Genomic DNA, 15,333 nt, shown 5'->3' with positions numbered 1-15,333 from the left:
CAGAACACAAACAGGGCTTCCATGCTGGGAGACAGCGTCATTTCCTGCTCAACCAGTACGGATAAGCCATCGATGGATTTACGCATATCCACGGGCTCAGCGTACAGGTAGACCTGTATGCTGTCAGAGGGGCGAAGCATCAGAGGTCCTCCCGTGCTACTCGATTCAGCAACAGCAGCACATCAGCCAGGGTATGAATAGGTACTTCCAGGCGGACGCCGTTGGGTAATGACACCCTGGCCTGGACGTTTGGCCCCAGATCGACCGGGATGAATTTATTGCTCCGCTTGGGTTTGCTCAGGCGGGTGCGCCAGTAGCCGAAATTGGCGAGTTTCAGATCATGCTGTTTGCAGTACTCTGGCTGAGAAAGTCCGCTCTGCTGCCAGCCATCGATGTGCTTTTGCCAAAAGGTGCGTTTTTGTTCAGTCGTCATGGAATTGCCCTCTATTGTTGTGAGGGTGCAGGTTAGCGGGTAAGGTGGAATATTATTAGATGGGGTTTATCGACCGCTTACGCTAGACGCGGCTTCGCCGCTTGCTAGTAGCTAGAAAAAGCAAAAAGCCCGGCAGTGATGCTGGGCTTTTTTTGGTTTTAAGTAACTGCGATAGATGACAATATTGTGGGAGGCGCGCTGGCACGCCCTTTTGGTACCTCGCGGCAATGAAGTAATCGTTGTTCGAACGTCGCTTCGGGACTTGCTCGTAGTGCTTCGCTCGAAAAAACAAAGAGCCCAGCAGGTGTTCTGGAATTTATTAGCACTTAATCATAGATCTAAGGTATGTGTTCCCTTATCGTAATATGGTCCTACACCAAACTGGTCATTATTTAGCTCTGGATCAACCATTGATGTAGTCATGATAACTTGATAGCCAGTTTTTATATCTGAGCACAAATTCTTAACTATCAATTGAAAATTCTGACTTCGCTCCTGTGTCATACCTTTATCTTCTATATTATCAAGCATGGTAAAGCAGGGAAGCCTAAAACCTTCATCTTCGACAGCAACCAATAAAGCTGCTAAGTGAAAAGCGTTCTTTAAGACCACATTGGAGCTTGCAGAAAAATTTGCTCGCCCATCTAATCTAAAACTATCTGAAGGAAAATCAAAATCAAACAGCTTTGCAGAATCAAATGTTTTCTCAACCCCTCCATCTTTTTTCAGAATATCGACAACCTTATCAGATATTTTACTCTTAACTTTTGAAATTCTATTCGCTCGCTTTAAATTAAGCTTTGATAAATCTTCTTCAACTTTGTTTATTAACACTTGAATCTTTTGTTTTTCTTTTATCTTACCATCAATTTCTTTAGTTAGCTTAAGCTTCTCATTAAGCTCTTGAATCTGAGCTTCAATATAGCCTTTCCTTTCGGAAGTCTGAGCTATTTTCTCTTGATAATCATTTGTCAAAAGTGATGATTTATTATAATCATTTCTTAGAATCTCAACTTTCTGCTTAGACTCAGAAATCGAAAAAACCAATTCAACCTTGCGTTCTTTTTGCTCCTTTAATACTTTTCCGGTTTCACTAATTTGAAAATCTATAACATTTAATGCTTGCATATAGGAATCGCCAACACCTCTACTATTAGAGCATTTGCATAGATAACAAGTATTTTTACCCTCTCTTTCTAAAATTTCAGAGAAACAACTAGGACAAAATATAAAATCCACCTTATCAATTTCACCACTAACTATATTAGCCTTATTAAGAGCAGACCTCCTAAACTCCAAACTTTTCAAAAACTCTAAACTTTCTGCAATATCATATTCCAATGAAACATATTCACTCTCAAGTTTCGCTAAGCCTTTAGAGTTAGTTCCAATTTCATTCAAAACATCAGAAACCTTAGATTTTATTAAATCTGTAGACTTTAAAAGTTTTTCATCAGGACTAGCAGAATCTATATTCTTGTAAAGTTCAAAAATTAGAGTTTTAATTTCAGACTCAACTTCTTTGGTACTAAATCTTGTTCCGACTTTACCCAGCACGCCATATATTGTTTTAAGCTCAGATTCAGCCTTATCAAAGATTTTTCCTAGCTCGTAAAGCTTTTGTCTCATCGCATGAGATTCTAAGTCATCAAACCCAAAAGAGTACTCCCCTATTGCCATACGCATAGTTTCTTTATCATATGTAAAAGGCTCTGTTCGAAATATCTTTGAAGCAGGAGTATCTTGATCAACATATATAATTCTTAGAAATTGATGCATGGTCAGAGACTCTGCATCCGCAGTATTGTGCTGCTGCAAACCTAACAAACTAAAAATTTGCATAGAATAGCTTTTTCTAATATCACTTTTTGAATTCTTATAGACTTCCCACTGAGCATCAAAACCTATAGATGATTCATAATCACCTTCATGTATACTTATTGGAGGCCTGCTACCCTCTCCTTCAATCTGTCTCTTTAAAACATACTCCCTACCAGTCAAATTCACCGACAAAATTACTTCTGTACACTTTAGAGCTTCTTCCTTCCAATTATTCTTTTTAACATCTCCACCGAGCCCATAGGACATCAACTCCATTATCGTTGATTTTCCAGTTCCATTATGACCACGTATAACATTTAGACCAGAATGAAAAACTTGATCATAAACACTCTTGCCACCACACTTTACGATCATTCTACGAACAATCAACTTTGTACTATTGGTCATATTTATATTCCACTAAGCCAGACCTTGCCTTTAATCCATTAATCCCATCAAATGGAGTTACTGCAAGCCCATTTACCAAAACCTCAAAAACTTCATTCTTAATGTTTTCATCAGCGTATATTACTTCCATTATGACAGCAGGAACTTTATTAAAATAAACAAAGACATCACCTTCAAGAAAAGCATCTCGATCAATAATACCCTTTGATACAAGTAAAGAGATTGCAACATCAAAAGACTTAGAAACATCAAAAAATAATTTTTTCAAATTACCAACATGCTCAAAGCTTTCCTTCACTTTACCCACCGTCTTTTTATACTTTTTAATATCATTCGGCCACGGCTTTATTTTTTTCATATATTGAGGAAAAACAAAATAAAAACAAACAACTTTTAACCGCTCCAATTCCATGGGTTGAGCTGAGGAGTACATCACAAGCAAAACTCTATATATTATATGATTAATATCCTTTGCAGGATGAAACATATGAATCATTCAAACCACCTCAGATAACAATTACCGGTTAAAAGATACATCATCCCTCTTATTTGTTTAGCTGTCAGAGTTGCATCAGCAGGAGCGACTTCGTTTGCAATTGGATCTATAATCAATTTTGATATAGCTAAATCAATAATTTCAAAGGGCTCGTTATTTTTTATCATAGGAAATATTTGGGCATTAAACCGTTCTTCTATCTTAGATAGTAAATTCAAATGCAGTGCGCTTTCTTGACTTGCAAGCTGAAACTTTAATAATCTAGTAGCAAACTTATGCTTTTCATTCCTTGCGATAGAAATTAAGTCTTTTCTACCTGCCTTACTAAGCTTATTTTCTAATCCAAAGACTTTTCTTGAGTCTAAAGGCTCTTGGTAATATTCAAGTTCTTCTTTAACATTAAGAAAATTGACATCACTTTCATCTAAGTCACGATATCTTTCGATTAGGCTAATAAGTGCATCACTATCAACTTTTGGCGGATCAAAGTTAAGAGTATACTGATATTTACTCCCTATAAAAACATCACCGTTATCTATATTAACATTTGATATACTATTATCAGACTCTCCTTTCATTTTAGATGCGACTCCTTATTTCCAACAAACACATCACCGCTATTAACTTTAACGTCATTAATTTTCCCTTTAACTTCAGAAACACTCCCACCCTTACTTCCGACAAAAACATCACCATCACCTACCACAACTTTACTTATTCCTCCTTGTACTTTAGGCATATAGCTTTTTCTTTTATTCCCTATAAAAACCAACAACGCTATCGAAAACAAAAAAGTAAGAACCGCTAATACAATCAACGTATTATCGCCAATCTCTTTTCCTAAAATTTCTAAAAACAGGAAATACATCAATCCCGTAGCAATAGTTGCTATTGGAGATGACTTTACTGCTATTTTAAAAAGCTGTTCCATATCAGTCCCTAGTTATATAAGATAAATTTATTGAATAATTAATCACAGCAGTCCCTCTCGATAAATGGGGTCAGCGATAAATGGGGTCAGTGTAAAACTAGTCACGCCAACTCTCCTTCTGCTTTTAGTCCGGCATCATCTTTTTTCGTCTCTACACCGCCGCCCAGTTCTTTTGCCAACATCATCTTCAGCACTTCCGTTTTATAGGCGTATTGTGCGGGGACTCGCAGGAGTGGGAAGTCTGATTGTTTGCAGATGTTTTTCAGGAGTTCGTCGCGTTTTTGGCGGTGTTTCTGGTTGTGGGTTTTATCGTCGAGTTCGATGGCGGCGACGGGGGTCAGGTCGTCGGTTTTGCAGATGACGAAGTCGAAGTGTTTGGCGCTGATGCCGTTGAAGGCTTTCTGCCACTGGCTGCGGTTGCGGCTGGGTTGGGGTTCCAGCAGGTCGGCAACGCGGACTTTGCCGAACAAGCAATATTTGTCACTGTCTATGGCTTGCAGCAGTACGCCGTAGAAGGAGCGTTCCGCAGGGGTGAATAGCGGGCCTTTTTTTCGATAGCCTAATGCTGAGCTGTCATCTTTAGCGGATGAGCCGGTGCCTTTTAGGTTTTTAACAAAACCCGCAAGAATAACCACCGCGATTAACAGCAGTAGCGGGAAGAGCAGCGCATCCATATTACATCCATTTCAACAAGACGCTGTGCGTCTTCGATCCTCGGGTCTTCATGACCAACTACTGATTGCTGTCGCAATCTGGTAACGAACTAAAAGTTATTACCCGAATGTACTCCCAGACAGCACTCCGCTCAAGCCTAAGCCAAAATAAAAACGATCACTTATCCCCAAAACGGGCATGGCTTTTCGCTTTTCCGAAAACAAGCTTCGAATCAGGTTTGAAGCTAAGCTATGATAAGCGCCATAGATGGATATCAATACAAGGAATCGTATGAAAGAAGTAGCTAAGGAACCAAGAAAGCTTTCAGAAGTAATCAAAAATAATTCTTATATTTTACCCATCTCGGCTGGGCTCTTGGCCTTATTAGCCCCGATAGGATACCTCATTGGACTTGGATACCAGGCAGGTTATCTAGGTGCTTTTGGTGTTCCTACTTCTGCATTCCCACTATCTATCACCGACGGTTATATAAACGGCTACTATGTAATCCTTTTCTATGCCATAGATCTATTTGTCTATATAGCTGACAGCTCTTTTTGGTGGAGCGTTCTATGTACACTACTAATCTTATTTTTTATTTTCTATGTTTTCGTTAAAGCAGTGAGATATGGTCATCCAGAATCAGAGAAGCACATCCCGCTTCCAGAGAAAATACAAAATTTTCTCCACTATTTTCATCCCTCGCAAAACGACCTGACAGCTACTGCTCTGCTTTTCTTCAAAATGCTCAGCGTAGTCAGCACAGTTGTTTATCTGATGATTTTATTCATGCTCATTTGGATGATGATTACCCTCCTAAGCCATGAAAAAGGTATACAACATGCTACTGATTCTAAAGAGAGTTTTGTAAAAAGTGGGTGCATTCTTGATGAACACTCTCAAACATCTAAGTGCATAATCATCTTTGATAAATCCGAGCAAACTGTCGTCGAAGGACTACTGATAGCCCTTAATGATAAAAGGTATGCGGTATTTACAGAGGATGGTCCTGTCATTTCTGAGCTACCTGATGGAGCTAAAATCGTAAAGCATTTTGATAAACAGCATTTCTTAGATACCAAGCTAACTTCGCCCTAGTAAAGGCTGTCAATCAGTCAGCTTGTTTCTGAGAACAACCTATTGGCTTTACACATCTAGCCACTCTTGCGCTCTCTACGAGCATGTAACTCCCACACAAACTGCATATAGAGGCCAAGCCTCGCAGGCTTTTGCTTTTCGAGCAACGAACAACGAGCAAGTCGCGAAGCGACGTTCGAGCGACGGCTCTTCCCTAGCAAGCGACGCAGTCGCGTCTAACCCCTAGCAAGTCACGCAGTGACGTCTAACCACTCTCGCGCTCTTTGCGAGCCCTAGCAAGCGACGCAGTCGCGTCTAACCACTAGCAAGCGACGCAGTCGCGTCTAACCACTAGCAAGCGACGCAGTCGCGTCTAACAACTAGCAAGTCACGCAGTGACGTCTAGCCACTCTCGCGCTTTATGCGAGCACGCGAAGCGACGTTCGAGCCACGGCTTTTTCCATCAAAGTTTCCGTTCTGGTCACTGTCCGTGAGTCGACCTATAATGTTTAAAATAATCAATTTAATTATTGGATGCGGTTATGGAAGTGTTAAACGCCAGTGATGCCAAACGGGAATTCGGCGAGCTGATTTTAAAAGCTCAAAATGCGCCTGTTGGCATCAATAAAAACGGTAAACCTGTCGCCGTGATTGTCTCTGCCAGAGAGTATGAACAGCTAAAGACCCTGCAACAGCAGGCTCTGAAAGCTGAGATTGAGGCAGGCCTTGAAGATATTAAGCAGGGTAAAGTCAGCTCCGGATCTGAAGTTATTAACCGGTTAAGGCAGAAATTCTAGGAGACTATGATGCTCTACAGCTTTACGGATAAAGCTGAGAAAGACCTGGAGGGAATTCTGAGTTTTACCTTAGGACATTGGGGAAAGAGGAAAGTCGTCGAATACCTCAACGGCATTGAATCCACAGCACTCAATCTCAGTAATAACCCGGAGATGGGTGTTGATCGATCAGAACTCATCACTGGCGTTCGAAGCTTTCCTTATGAAAGCCATGTTATCTATTACACTCAAAGTAACGCTCATCTGATCATCATCCGTATTCTCCACTGCTCGATGGACCCAAATCTTCATATCAAAGGCTCAAGTACAGGGTAATACACTCGTTAACTGAGATTTCTTTTCGCTTTTGCTCTTCCGAGCAACTAACAACAAGCAAGTCGCGCAGCGACGTTCGAGCAACTAGCTAGCAAGCGGCGCAGCCGCGTCTAACCACTAGCAGGAAACGAAGTTTCCGTTCTGGCAACTTGTTCCCTCTCTTCCCAAATGCCAGAATACCCCCCTGTTCCTTAATCGTTTAAGTGCCATCCGATGCCTTCTATCCGTTTTGAATCTCGAACCGCCACACCTGCAGCCCTGCTACTGATGTTTCATGGTGTCGGGGCCAGCCCGGATTCACTGCAGCCGCTGGGTGAGTATCTGCACCAGTACCATCCGGGTCTGGAGATCCGGATTCCGGCCGGGTTCTCCCCTTCGACAATCTCCCCTGCGGGTTTTCAGTGGTTTGATCTGATCGGCGTGACCGAAGAGAACCGGCCTGCCAGAGTTCAACAGGTAATGCCTGCATTTGCTCAGCTGATTCGCGATGAGGCAACATCGGCTGGCGTACCACTCGATAAGGTCGTGTTACTGGGCTTTTCGCAGGGCACGATTATGTCGCTGGAATGGCTGAAACAGAGTAATGATGCAGTTGCCGGTATTATTGGCATCGCCGGACGTTTTGCCGGGTTACCACAACAAACACCGGCCTGCTCTGCCCCTGACAACCCTCTGCCGGTCTGTCTTATTCATGGTGAAGCAGATCAGGTGATCAGCGTGACCCAGTCGCAACAGAGCCAGCAGCACTTATCCGAACTTGGCATCAACAGCGAACTGCACCTGCTACCAAACACCCCACACACCATCACCCAGAACATGTACCCGCTGATTACAGACTTCATCCAAAAAGTAATATAGTCGCTCGTGTTTCTTTTCCGAGCCACAAGCAAGTCACGCAGCGACGCTCGGCCTTCGGCTGCTCTACCATCGGCACGGGGCGTGCCTCCCACAAAACCAAACCAGTCCGATTCAACCCCGCAGGCTTTTGCTCTTCCCTAGCAAGCGACGCAGTCGCGTCTAACCACTAGCAGGAAACGAAGTTTTCGTTCTAGCGACTCTCGCGTTCTTTGCGAGTCCGTTCTAGCGACTCTCGCGTTCTTTGCGAGTCCGTTCTAGCCACTCTCGCGTTTTTCGCGAGTCAAAGCGATTCAAAATTCGGACCTCTCGATAATTTTTTCGTTTCAGGATTTCCCCTCCATAGGATTTAGCCTACACTGAGATTTATGAAGCACGCAGAAAGCACTACCTTACCTCTCACCGCTACCCGCCTTACTCAATGGTGGCTGGCGTTGCTGCTTTTGCTGGTGCTGATTGTCATGCAGAGTCGGGTGTTGCCGCTTGAGACGCTTGCCAAACAGCTATTGTCGGTCAATGAGAGTAATGCAGAGCAGTTTTTGCTTCCGGCGCCTGTCGATGATGAGGATCAGCCTTGCGATATAGTGCTTTCAACTGCGCCTCACTACGCACTGCTATCACCGGACTCCATCAGGGTTTACTCCGAAAAATCACCACTGCCCAGCACTCGCTGGGTTACCCCATCCCCACGAGCACCACCCACCTTCGGCTAATTACTCATCACTTTTTCTATCTATTGATGACAGCCTTAAAGGCAGGATTACGCTATGAATAATTATAATGAACTGAAAACTATTCTTCTGGATGCGAACGATGATATCGCCCGTCCCTATGAATTACACGAATACACACTGGACACCCATGCGATTGAGGTGATGACCGATTTCGAAAAAGTCCAGCCGCTGATGATGGAACAGGATGTGTCCATTGATGAAGCCCGACAGATGATGCGCAAAGTACATGTGCGCTCTATCCTGGTGATCGACAAGGACGAAAACTTTCGTGGACTACTCACCATTGCTGATCTGGAAAGTCGTTCCGCGATGAGTATCGCCACCTCCGCCGGACTAAAACGGCATGATATCTCAATCAAAGAGGTGATGACCCCCCGCGAACGGTTACACGCGATGCCTCTGAGCGAGATAAACCATGCCTGTATCGGTGACCTGCTGCGCACTTTGCAGCACACCGGCACCCCGCATATGCTGGTTGTCGATACCACAAAGCATGAGATTCGGGGGGTGATCTCTTCCAGTGATATCGCCCGTCGCCTGAAAGTCCCGGTGGAAATTTCCAAGCGCGCCGCACACTTCCGTGAGGTTGTGAACGTACTGTTTGCCGGACGGGATACTTGATAGAGCAGTGGCCAGATCGTCGCTACGCGACTGGCTAGACGCGGCTTCGCCGCTTGTTAGTGGCTAGAAAAAGCATACAGCAGGCGCTGCGGTTTATTGGCGTTTTGTAGGAGCTGTGCCCACACAACGATAAACCTGGGAAAAGAACAGAACGTCGTGTAGGTACAACAACCTCGCTACGATAAACCAGGGCAATATAGACAACGCAGAAGACTCGGTTTGAAGGGGCTATTGTTCGGGGTGATGTCCGGGCAGTAGTATAACGGGTCATGATCTGCATTTAAGTGAATGGCTCGTTTATCAAAGCCCGGCTTTTTACCGGGCTTTTTATTCGGTAAAGATCTGATCTGACTATTTAAGCGGCAGATAAATATCGGTTAGCAGATCACACTCATCAACCTCGTGAATGAAGTTCAGGTATTGAAAAAAGCAGGGATAGTCCCGCAACTCTTCACCGCTTTCGGGCAGCCAGGTGCGGTACAGATAATAGATGCTCTCATCAATCTTCTCGTGACTGCCCCGAAGATGAATCACCGCACAACGCCCGCCTGGAATAACCCCGGACTTCACACCATAACCATTCGCCGGAACCTCTCCGTCAAACGAACCACAGACATCGAAGCGAAACTCTTCCGGCGCTGAGGTATTGGGGTCATTATAGGGTATGCCAAAGGTTTGACTGCTGTTAACCGGAGACAGACCGGTTTCTTTACGCCAGGCAATAAACTGCCCCACCGCATTCAGCACCTGTTCTCGGGGCCCTTTATGCTCAACCAGCGCCACCGGGGTTTCAGCAAAATTCAGAATCTCAACATTCATTTTCAGCACGCCTCCTGAAGGCATATCAAACTGGAATTTAGAGTGCCATTCCGGCCACTCAGGTGATGCCCTGAATCCACTGGGAGATTGTCCAAAAGTTCGCTTAAACGCCCGGGAAAACGCTTCAGGGCTATCAAACCCTGCTTCATACGCGATATCGATAATCCGCTGCTCATGCTCAAACGCTAACCGGAATGAAGCCCGTTTTAACCGCATCAGCTGGATAAAACGGACCAGACTAACGCCGGTAAACGCAGAAAACAGTCGATGAAAATGATACTTCGACAGCAAAGCGACATCGCTGAGTTGCGCCAACGTCAGCTCAGCATCAAGATTCTGATTAATGTAATCACAGACCCGGTTGATGCGCGAATCTTCGCTTTTCAGACTCATGCAAACTCCTCAGTATTCATGGCAGGGCTAATGATCGCACTGAGCGGGAACAGAATCCTGATCCCCGTTGCTGAATGTTAAAAGCAGTCGTTAGACGTCACTCCGTGACTTGCTAGTTGTTAGAAAAAGCGAAAAGACGGGTAGTGATACAGAGTTTTAACGTATTTAATGCATTTTCAAAGGCACATCCCTAGAGGCTTTTTGCTTTCCGAGCAACGAACAACGAGCGACGGCTTTTATCTAGCAAGCGACGCAGTCGCGTCTAACCACTAGCAGGAAACGAAGTTTCCGTTCTAGCGACTCTCGCGTTCTTTGCGAGTCCGTTCTAGCCACTCCCGCGTTCTTTGCGAGTCCGTTCTAGCGACTCTCGCGTTCTTTGCGAGTCCGTTCTAATCACTCTCGCGCTTTTAGCGAGTCCCCGCTCTTTTGGCGAGCCACGCCCTGCGGCCAACTGCATACGACTCTGTTGCGGCCGCTGTGTTTCGCCTGATATAGCATTTTGTCGGCGGTAGCAAAAAGCGATGAGCGGTCAAGTTTATCGGTTGGCACCATAGAGGCAACGCCAGCACTGATGGTCAACATGTTGCCAACATTCGAACCCGGATGGGCAATAGAGAGTTCGTAGATCTCCCGACGGCAACGTTCGGCAATATCAAGGGTGGCTTTGCGGCTGGTATCCGGCAGCAACAGGACAAACTCCTCTCCGCCATAACGAGCAATAAGATCTGTTGATCGGGCAACCACTTTCTGCAGGGTTTCAGCAACCCTTTTCAAGGCTTCATCACCGCGAAGATGGCCAAAATGGTCGTTATATTCTTTGAACATATCGATATCAATAACGATCAGCGACAGTGGCGCACGGTTGCGCATCGCATGAGCCCACTCCCGTTCCAGGGTCTGATCGTAAAGACGCCAGTTGGCAACGCCGGTGAGGCCATCCTGGAAAGAGAGTATTTCCAGCCTTTTGTTGACGCGCTGCAACTCGTCTTCCATCGCTTTACGCTCAGATATATCAAAGATAAATCCTATCAGCGATTTGGTGATGCCCTCTTCCCGGATAACATGAATAACATCCCGCACCCAGACATACTGTCCATCGGCGGTCAGTGCCCGGTAATCGATTTCGTGATCGAAGCCTTTATCACTTAAGGCGATACAGTTGTTAGCTGACTGCTCCCTTTCATCTTCATGAATACGGTCTATCCAGTCCTGCGCAGATGCCCAGCTGTCCTGAGACCACCCCAACAGCGACTCAATCTGCGGGCCAATATACTCAAACGCCTTGGTCTCCCAGTTAATCTTCCAGGGAATCGCCTTAGTAGACTCAAGTAACGCTTTGTATACGCCGTCCTCATCTTGATCGATCACGTTATCACTCTCCTTGCAACATAAGGAAACAGGGTAGTAAAACTTCGGAACAATAATTAAACACAACCTGATGGCTTAAATCGTCAGCACTCAATATAGCTTAGTTGGGCCAGTCGGGTACAATTCCCTGCGCCATACTCATGCTGTTTTCGTTATAAATCAGAACAGTATCAGCGCTCGCCAGCGCTGAATCAGCAACCGTCAGACCGTACTCACCCACCAGCGTGCCATCCCCATGAATCGTGCCCGAAGGGGTAATAAGGCCATAACCAAAGGGGATTCTGAAGGCTGTGAAGTGATACTCACACTCCACCTTTTTTCCGATCACGATATAACCGCCACAGGTATCAAAGAGCGGAATATGTACATGAGGAAAATCATGGGTTTCGACAAAAATACCGCCACCACCCGCCGTTTGCATGAGGAACTCTTTCTTATAGTCTTTGCCATATTCATAGCGCATCATCGCGGTCTGATATCTGCCTGATGAGATTGAAAAATGCTCACCGGTTTCGATCAGTGAAAGACCGTAATACTTAACGTTCGCACGGGTCGCGGTGACCGTTGGAATCGCAAAACCATCCGGAACCAGCAGCGTCCCCATGCTGCCAAAATTGTTGGCACTGCCGCCGTAAAATACTTCAATGCCGGCTTCCAGCGATTCCTGGGCGGTATACCATCGAGCGTTAACGGCCACATGGGGGGTGTCAGGTTGCGAGGCTGAAATTGCTTGCTGTGAGGCAATATCTATCACCCAGTTGGTAACCCCCTTCTCAACAAAGGCGATCTCCCCGTCGGTGCTCATAACAACCTTACTGGTATCTGGCTCACCATCTTTCACCGCATAGCGGGTCAGTTCTGCGCTTTTAACGATGGTTTCTTCCAACAGACTTTTATCCGGTTGATGCATATCCAGTCATCTCTTTATCGGGCAGCACCCGTGTAAAATAAACCTGAGCCCAAAAACGACTCCACTACTCGGGTAATGGCAATCCGGTTTTGATTTAAAGCGAGCTTAACCCGCAGCCAGATTTGTGTCAGGACCGGTGGCCTTAATCGGCCAGCTGCAGGCAAAGCGATTGCGGCCATTACGTTTGGCCTGATACAACATCCGGTCGGCGGCTGAAAACAGTTCACTCTGGTCAGTCCCCTGCTTCGGTTCCATGCTGGCAACTCCGGCGCTGATGGTCAGCAGTGGTCCGGTGCTCGACGCCGGATGTGGCAGTCCAAGTTCAAGAATACAGCGGCGGCAACGCTCGGCAATATCACGGGCAGCTTCGCGAGCGGTATCCGGCAACAGCAATACAAACTCCTCACCACCATAACGGGCAAAGAAGTCAGTTGAGCGAACCGCAACACTCTGCAACGCTTCGGCTACCTGTCTCAGACACTCATCACCCTGAATATGTCCACACTGGTCGTTGTAGTCTTTGAAATGGTCAATATCGATAACAATCAGGGAGAGGGAGCTACCGGAGCGCAGCGCTCGCGCCCACTCAGTGGTCAGAGTCTGGTCATAGAGGCGACGATTGGGGACTCCGGTCAGGCCATCCAGATAGGAGAGTGCTTCGAGCTTTTTATTCGCCCGCTGAAGCTCCTCTTCCATCGCCTTCCGCTCGGATATATCAAACATAAAGCCGACCAGATCAGTCGTCACACCATTCTTGCGAATAACATGGACAACATCACGCACCCAGACATACCGGCCATCGGCGGTCAGCGCCCGATAATCCGCCTCATGATCGGTGCCTTTTTCACACAGGTTGATGCAGTACTGCGCAGTGCTATCCCGCTCATCCACATGAATCCGATCGATCCAGTCCTGGGCTGATACCCAGCTGTCCTGACTCCAGCCTAACAGCTGTTCGATCTGGGGCCCGATATACTCAAACGCCTTGGTCTCCCAATTTATCTTCCAGGGAATAGCATTGGTTGACTCGAGCAACGTCTTGTAAACATCATCTTCTTGATTAATCACGTCATCTAACTCCATGAAACGTCCGCACCTAAGGTCGACTACCCAACCCCGATTAAGAAATGAAACGTTAAGTATAAAAACTTAATTTCCCGAATATAGCGTACTTCTCCCAGAAAAGGGCTATTCAGTACCTAAACTGCTAACTGAATAAATACTAACCAATTATTATTTCAATGCGAAGGCCATACATCTATCTGGCGACGATAGCGCCGCGATGATACTTCTGCTGCTCTATTCAAAGCAGCTATGCTATGCTCCGCGTCCATTTAAATGAATACCTCACCCATGACGGAGCACGACTGTGGACTACGATTTCACCCACGATATTTACGGCGCGTTCCGGGCTGAGTTTTCCATGGGCCATGAAGCCCTCGGTTATTGGCTGACCTATGAGTTAAGAAGCCGCCAGACGGTTATCGCTGAACTGATGACAATCATCGCTGAACTGCAAAACCATCAGCGCATGGACTATCGGATGGAAGGCGCTGAATACAATCTATTGCTCAGCCGGGATGAGGCCGTAGTGCGTGCTCATGCCCTGGATTCGGAGTTTGAAGAGGAACAACCGGAGGACAACCTGGTGTTCTATGATCAGGAGTCCACCGCCAGCTGCGGCCTGGATGACTTCATCGAGATTATTGAAGGCTGGCAAAGCTTTACGGCTGAAGACTAAACAGCCAGCCGCTAAGTTTACTTACTTAGCTTAATACGGCTTTAACGACTAAGCTCTAAGATTGGTTTTTCACGAAGTATAAAATAACTTCGCTCTGGTTATGTTCAACCAATGAGATCTTGCTTTATCGCCAAAAAAGTAAAGAATGACAAGACGTTTACAGGAGTGACGTAAAAAGCTTATCTACATTTGAGAGGGATCTGGATGTTTTCATTTTTTAATAAAGCCTTTTTAGCCGTATGTCTGACAATACTAAGTTTCTTTGCTATGGCAGGAGAGAATCAGGTTAAGCTTTATACTGTGGAGTTCCCCCCCTACACGATTATTGGCCCGCAAAACGCCATCAGTGGGATCGATGTAGAGGTCGTTAAAGCTGCGTTTGCCGCCGTTGGCATCGAGGCCACCATTTCCGAAGCTCCCTGGAAACGTATTGTCAAAAATATGGAGCATGGCAAAATTGCCGGCACACTTTCCTGCGCCAAAAACCCCACTAGAGAAGCGTTTATGCTCTTCAGCGACCCCACCAGTGAAAACAACCGGGTTGCCATCACCGCTAAAGATTTCGATACCCGCAAGCTGATAAAATTTGCTGATCTACACCATTACCAGGTAATTTCTGTAACTGAATGGGGAGTGGAACAACAGCTGACCCAACACGATGTAAACCATTCAACTACCCCCGATGTTGACAGTGGTATCCGTTCGGTGGTGTACCGAAATGTCGATGTATTCTATAGCGGCGAACTGACGACGCTGTACCATGCCCGAGAACTGGGCCTGCAAAATAAGATAAAGTCCCATCGATTAAACGATATAAAAAGTACACCATTACACCTGTGTCTCAGTAAGCAATACCCAGGCAATGAAGCATTGCTGGATCAATTCAACGCCGGACTCAACAAAATTAAAACTTCGGGGGAATTTGATGCGATATATAAACAGTATTTTTGACACAGCTTT

19 protein-coding genes are annotated in these 15,333 nt (G+C 45.7%); 8 read left to right on the top strand and 11 right to left on the bottom strand.

The window, feature by feature from the left end:
- The 7 genes from tnpB to Q0499_RS05820 form a co-directional block, all read right to left on the bottom strand.
- On the bottom strand, window positions 1-140 hold a 140-nt coding region (tnpB, locus tag Q0499_RS23670; protein WP_363317776.1), incomplete at its 3' end, for an IS66 family insertion sequence element accessory protein TnpB.
- Window positions 140-433 carry a hypothetical protein gene (locus Q0499_RS05845; protein ID WP_299197178.1) on the bottom strand — a complete coding sequence of 98 codons (294 nt, stop codon included), beginning with the start codon at window positions 431-433 and terminating at the stop codon, window positions 140-142. The genes tnpB and Q0499_RS05845, both read right to left, overlap by 1 nt.
- A gap of 330 nt (window positions 434-763) precedes the next feature.
- A complete protein-coding gene (locus Q0499_RS05840; protein ID WP_299197176.1) occupies window positions 764-2,662 on the bottom strand; it encodes an AAA family ATPase in 1,899 nt (632 codons plus the stop codon).
- The gene (locus tag Q0499_RS05835) at window positions 2,652-3,158 is read right to left on the bottom strand and encodes an ABC-three component system middle component 5 (RefSeq protein ID WP_299197174.1); all 507 of its coding nucleotides are present in this window, start codon (window positions 3,156-3,158) and stop codon (window positions 2,652-2,654) included. Before Q0499_RS05835 ends, Q0499_RS05840 begins: the two co-directional genes overlap by 11 nt.
- A complete protein-coding gene (locus tag Q0499_RS05830; RefSeq protein ID WP_299197172.1) occupies window positions 3,155-3,736 on the bottom strand; it encodes an ABC-three component system protein in 582 nt (193 codons plus the stop codon). The genes Q0499_RS05835 and Q0499_RS05830 overlap by 4 nt, the downstream gene beginning before the upstream one ends.
- The gene (locus tag Q0499_RS05825; protein ID WP_299197170.1) at window positions 3,733-4,089 is read right to left on the bottom strand and encodes a hypothetical protein; all 357 of its coding nucleotides are present in this window, start codon (window positions 4,087-4,089) and stop codon (window positions 3,733-3,735) included. The genes Q0499_RS05830 and Q0499_RS05825 overlap by 4 nt, the downstream gene beginning before the upstream one ends.
- A 101-nt stretch (window positions 4,090-4,190) precedes the next feature.
- Window positions 4,191-4,763: a DUF2726 domain-containing protein gene (locus Q0499_RS05820; protein WP_299197168.1), complete on the bottom strand. Its 573-nt coding sequence runs from the start codon at window positions 4,761-4,763 to the stop codon at window positions 4,191-4,193.
- 271 nt (window positions 4,764-5,034) lie between these two features.
- On the opposite strand from Q0499_RS05820, the gene Q0499_RS05815 reads away from it, so the two are divergent.
- The 6 genes from Q0499_RS05815 to Q0499_RS05790 all read left to right on the top strand — a co-directional run bounded on the left by Q0499_RS05815 (window position 5,035) and on the right by Q0499_RS05790 (window position 9,142).
- Window positions 5,035-5,841, top strand: a complete 807-nt coding sequence (locus tag Q0499_RS05815) for a hypothetical protein (RefSeq protein WP_299197166.1) — start codon at window positions 5,035-5,037, stop codon at window positions 5,839-5,841.
- 521 nt (window positions 5,842-6,362) lie between these two features.
- On the top strand, window positions 6,363-6,617 hold the full coding sequence (locus Q0499_RS05810; RefSeq protein WP_299197165.1) for a type II toxin-antitoxin system prevent-host-death family antitoxin: 255 nt from the start codon (window positions 6,363-6,365) through the stop codon (window positions 6,615-6,617).
- A 9-nt stretch (window positions 6,618-6,626) separates the two neighbouring features.
- A complete protein-coding gene (locus tag Q0499_RS05805) occupies window positions 6,627-6,932 on the top strand; it encodes a type II toxin-antitoxin system RelE/ParE family toxin (RefSeq protein WP_299197163.1) in 306 nt (101 codons plus the stop codon).
- A gap of 213 nt (window positions 6,933-7,145) precedes the next feature.
- Entirely contained in the window at window positions 7,146-7,790 is a 645-nt protein-coding gene (locus tag Q0499_RS05800; RefSeq protein WP_299197160.1) for a dienelactone hydrolase family protein, read from the top strand.
- 365 nt (window positions 7,791-8,155) lie between these two features.
- Window positions 8,156-8,500, top strand: a complete 345-nt coding sequence (locus Q0499_RS05795; protein WP_299197158.1) for a hypothetical protein — start codon at window positions 8,156-8,158, stop codon at window positions 8,498-8,500.
- A 54-nt stretch (window positions 8,501-8,554) separates the two neighbouring features.
- A complete protein-coding gene (locus tag Q0499_RS05790; protein WP_299197155.1) occupies window positions 8,555-9,142 on the top strand; it encodes a CBS domain-containing protein in 588 nt (195 codons plus the stop codon).
- A gap of 351 nt (window positions 9,143-9,493) precedes the next feature.
- Here Q0499_RS05790 and Q0499_RS05785 read toward each other — a convergent pair whose 3' ends face one another.
- The 4 genes from Q0499_RS05785 to Q0499_RS05770 all read right to left on the bottom strand — a co-directional run bounded on the left by Q0499_RS05785 (window position 9,494) and on the right by Q0499_RS05770 (window position 13,715).
- Entirely contained in the window at window positions 9,494-10,354 is an 861-nt protein-coding gene (locus Q0499_RS05785; protein ID WP_299197153.1) for an AraC family transcriptional regulator, read from the bottom strand.
- 393 nt (window positions 10,355-10,747) lie between these two features.
- Entirely contained in the window at window positions 10,748-11,722 is a 975-nt protein-coding gene (locus tag Q0499_RS05780) for a sensor domain-containing diguanylate cyclase (protein ID WP_299197151.1), read from the bottom strand.
- A 100-nt stretch (window positions 11,723-11,822) separates the two neighbouring features.
- Window positions 11,823-12,632: a hypothetical protein gene (locus Q0499_RS05775; RefSeq protein ID WP_299197149.1), complete on the bottom strand. Its 810-nt coding sequence runs from the start codon at window positions 12,630-12,632 to the stop codon at window positions 11,823-11,825.
- A 105-nt stretch (window positions 12,633-12,737) separates the two neighbouring features.
- The gene (locus Q0499_RS05770; RefSeq protein ID WP_299197146.1) at window positions 12,738-13,715 is read right to left on the bottom strand and encodes a sensor domain-containing diguanylate cyclase; all 978 of its coding nucleotides are present in this window, start codon (window positions 13,713-13,715) and stop codon (window positions 12,738-12,740) included.
- Between the two features lie 286 nt (window positions 13,716-14,001).
- Here Q0499_RS05770 and Q0499_RS05765 point away from each other — a divergent pair, with 286 nt between their 5' ends.
- Together Q0499_RS05765 and Q0499_RS05760 are read left to right on the top strand one after the other, a co-directional pair.
- Window positions 14,002-14,373, top strand: a complete 372-nt coding sequence (locus Q0499_RS05765) for a YacL family protein (protein ID WP_299197144.1) — start codon at window positions 14,002-14,004, stop codon at window positions 14,371-14,373.
- A gap of 267 nt (window positions 14,374-14,640) precedes the next feature.
- Entirely contained in the window at window positions 14,641-15,324 is a 684-nt protein-coding gene (locus Q0499_RS05760) for a transporter substrate-binding domain-containing protein (RefSeq protein WP_299197142.1), read from the top strand.
- Window positions 15,325-15,333 lie beyond the last annotated feature (9 nt).

This window comes from uncultured Amphritea sp. (assembly GCF_937127095.1).
Lineage (GTDB): Bacteria > Pseudomonadota > Gammaproteobacteria > Pseudomonadales > Balneatricaceae > Amphritea.
Note: the sequence above shows the minus strand (reverse complement) of the source record. Positions and strands in the feature narration are given on the sequence as shown.

Excerpts from the sequence above, each read along its gene's own strand:
- Q0499_RS05830 (WP_299197172.1), bottom strand. The coding sequence starts at position 3,736 with ATGAAAGGAGAGTCTGATAATAGTATATCAAATGTTAATATAGATAAC.
- Q0499_RS05790 (WP_299197155.1), top strand. The coding sequence starts at position 8,555 with ATGAATAATTATAATGAACTGAAAACTATTCTTCTGGATGCGAACGAT.
- Q0499_RS05835 (WP_299197174.1), bottom strand. The coding sequence starts at position 3,158 with ATGATTCATATGTTTCATCCTGCAAAGGATATTAATCATATAATATAT.
- Q0499_RS05770 (WP_299197146.1), bottom strand. The coding sequence starts at position 13,715 with ATGGAGTTAGATGACGTGATTAATCAAGAAGATGATGTTTACAAGACG.
- Q0499_RS05810 (WP_299197165.1), top strand. The coding sequence starts at position 6,363 with ATGGAAGTGTTAAACGCCAGTGATGCCAAACGGGAATTCGGCGAGCTG.
- Q0499_RS05820 (WP_299197168.1), bottom strand. The coding sequence starts at position 4,763 with ATGGATGCGCTGCTCTTCCCGCTACTGCTGTTAATCGCGGTGGTTATT.
- Q0499_RS05795 (WP_299197158.1), top strand. The coding sequence starts at position 8,156 with ATGAAGCACGCAGAAAGCACTACCTTACCTCTCACCGCTACCCGCCTT.
- Q0499_RS05825 (WP_299197170.1), bottom strand. The coding sequence starts at position 4,089 with ATGGAACAGCTTTTTAAAATAGCAGTAAAGTCATCTCCAATAGCAACT.
- Q0499_RS05845 (WP_299197178.1), bottom strand. The coding sequence starts at position 433 with ATGACGACTGAACAAAAACGCACCTTTTGGCAAAAGCACATCGATGGC.
- Q0499_RS05785 (WP_299197153.1), bottom strand. The coding sequence starts at position 10,354 with ATGAGTCTGAAAAGCGAAGATTCGCGCATCAACCGGGTCTGTGATTAC.
- Q0499_RS05800 (WP_299197160.1), top strand. The coding sequence starts at position 7,146 with ATGCCTTCTATCCGTTTTGAATCTCGAACCGCCACACCTGCAGCCCTG.
- Q0499_RS05815 (WP_299197166.1), top strand. The coding sequence starts at position 5,035 with ATGAAAGAAGTAGCTAAGGAACCAAGAAAGCTTTCAGAAGTAATCAAA.
- Q0499_RS05775 (WP_299197149.1), bottom strand. The coding sequence starts at position 12,632 with ATGCATCAACCGGATAAAAGTCTGTTGGAAGAAACCATCGTTAAAAGC.
- Q0499_RS05840 (WP_299197176.1), bottom strand. The coding sequence starts at position 2,662 with ATGACCAATAGTACAAAGTTGATTGTTCGTAGAATGATCGTAAAGTGT.
- Q0499_RS05760 (WP_299197142.1), top strand. The coding sequence starts at position 14,641 with ATGGCAGGAGAGAATCAGGTTAAGCTTTATACTGTGGAGTTCCCCCCC.
- Q0499_RS05805 (WP_299197163.1), top strand. The coding sequence starts at position 6,627 with ATGCTCTACAGCTTTACGGATAAAGCTGAGAAAGACCTGGAGGGAATT.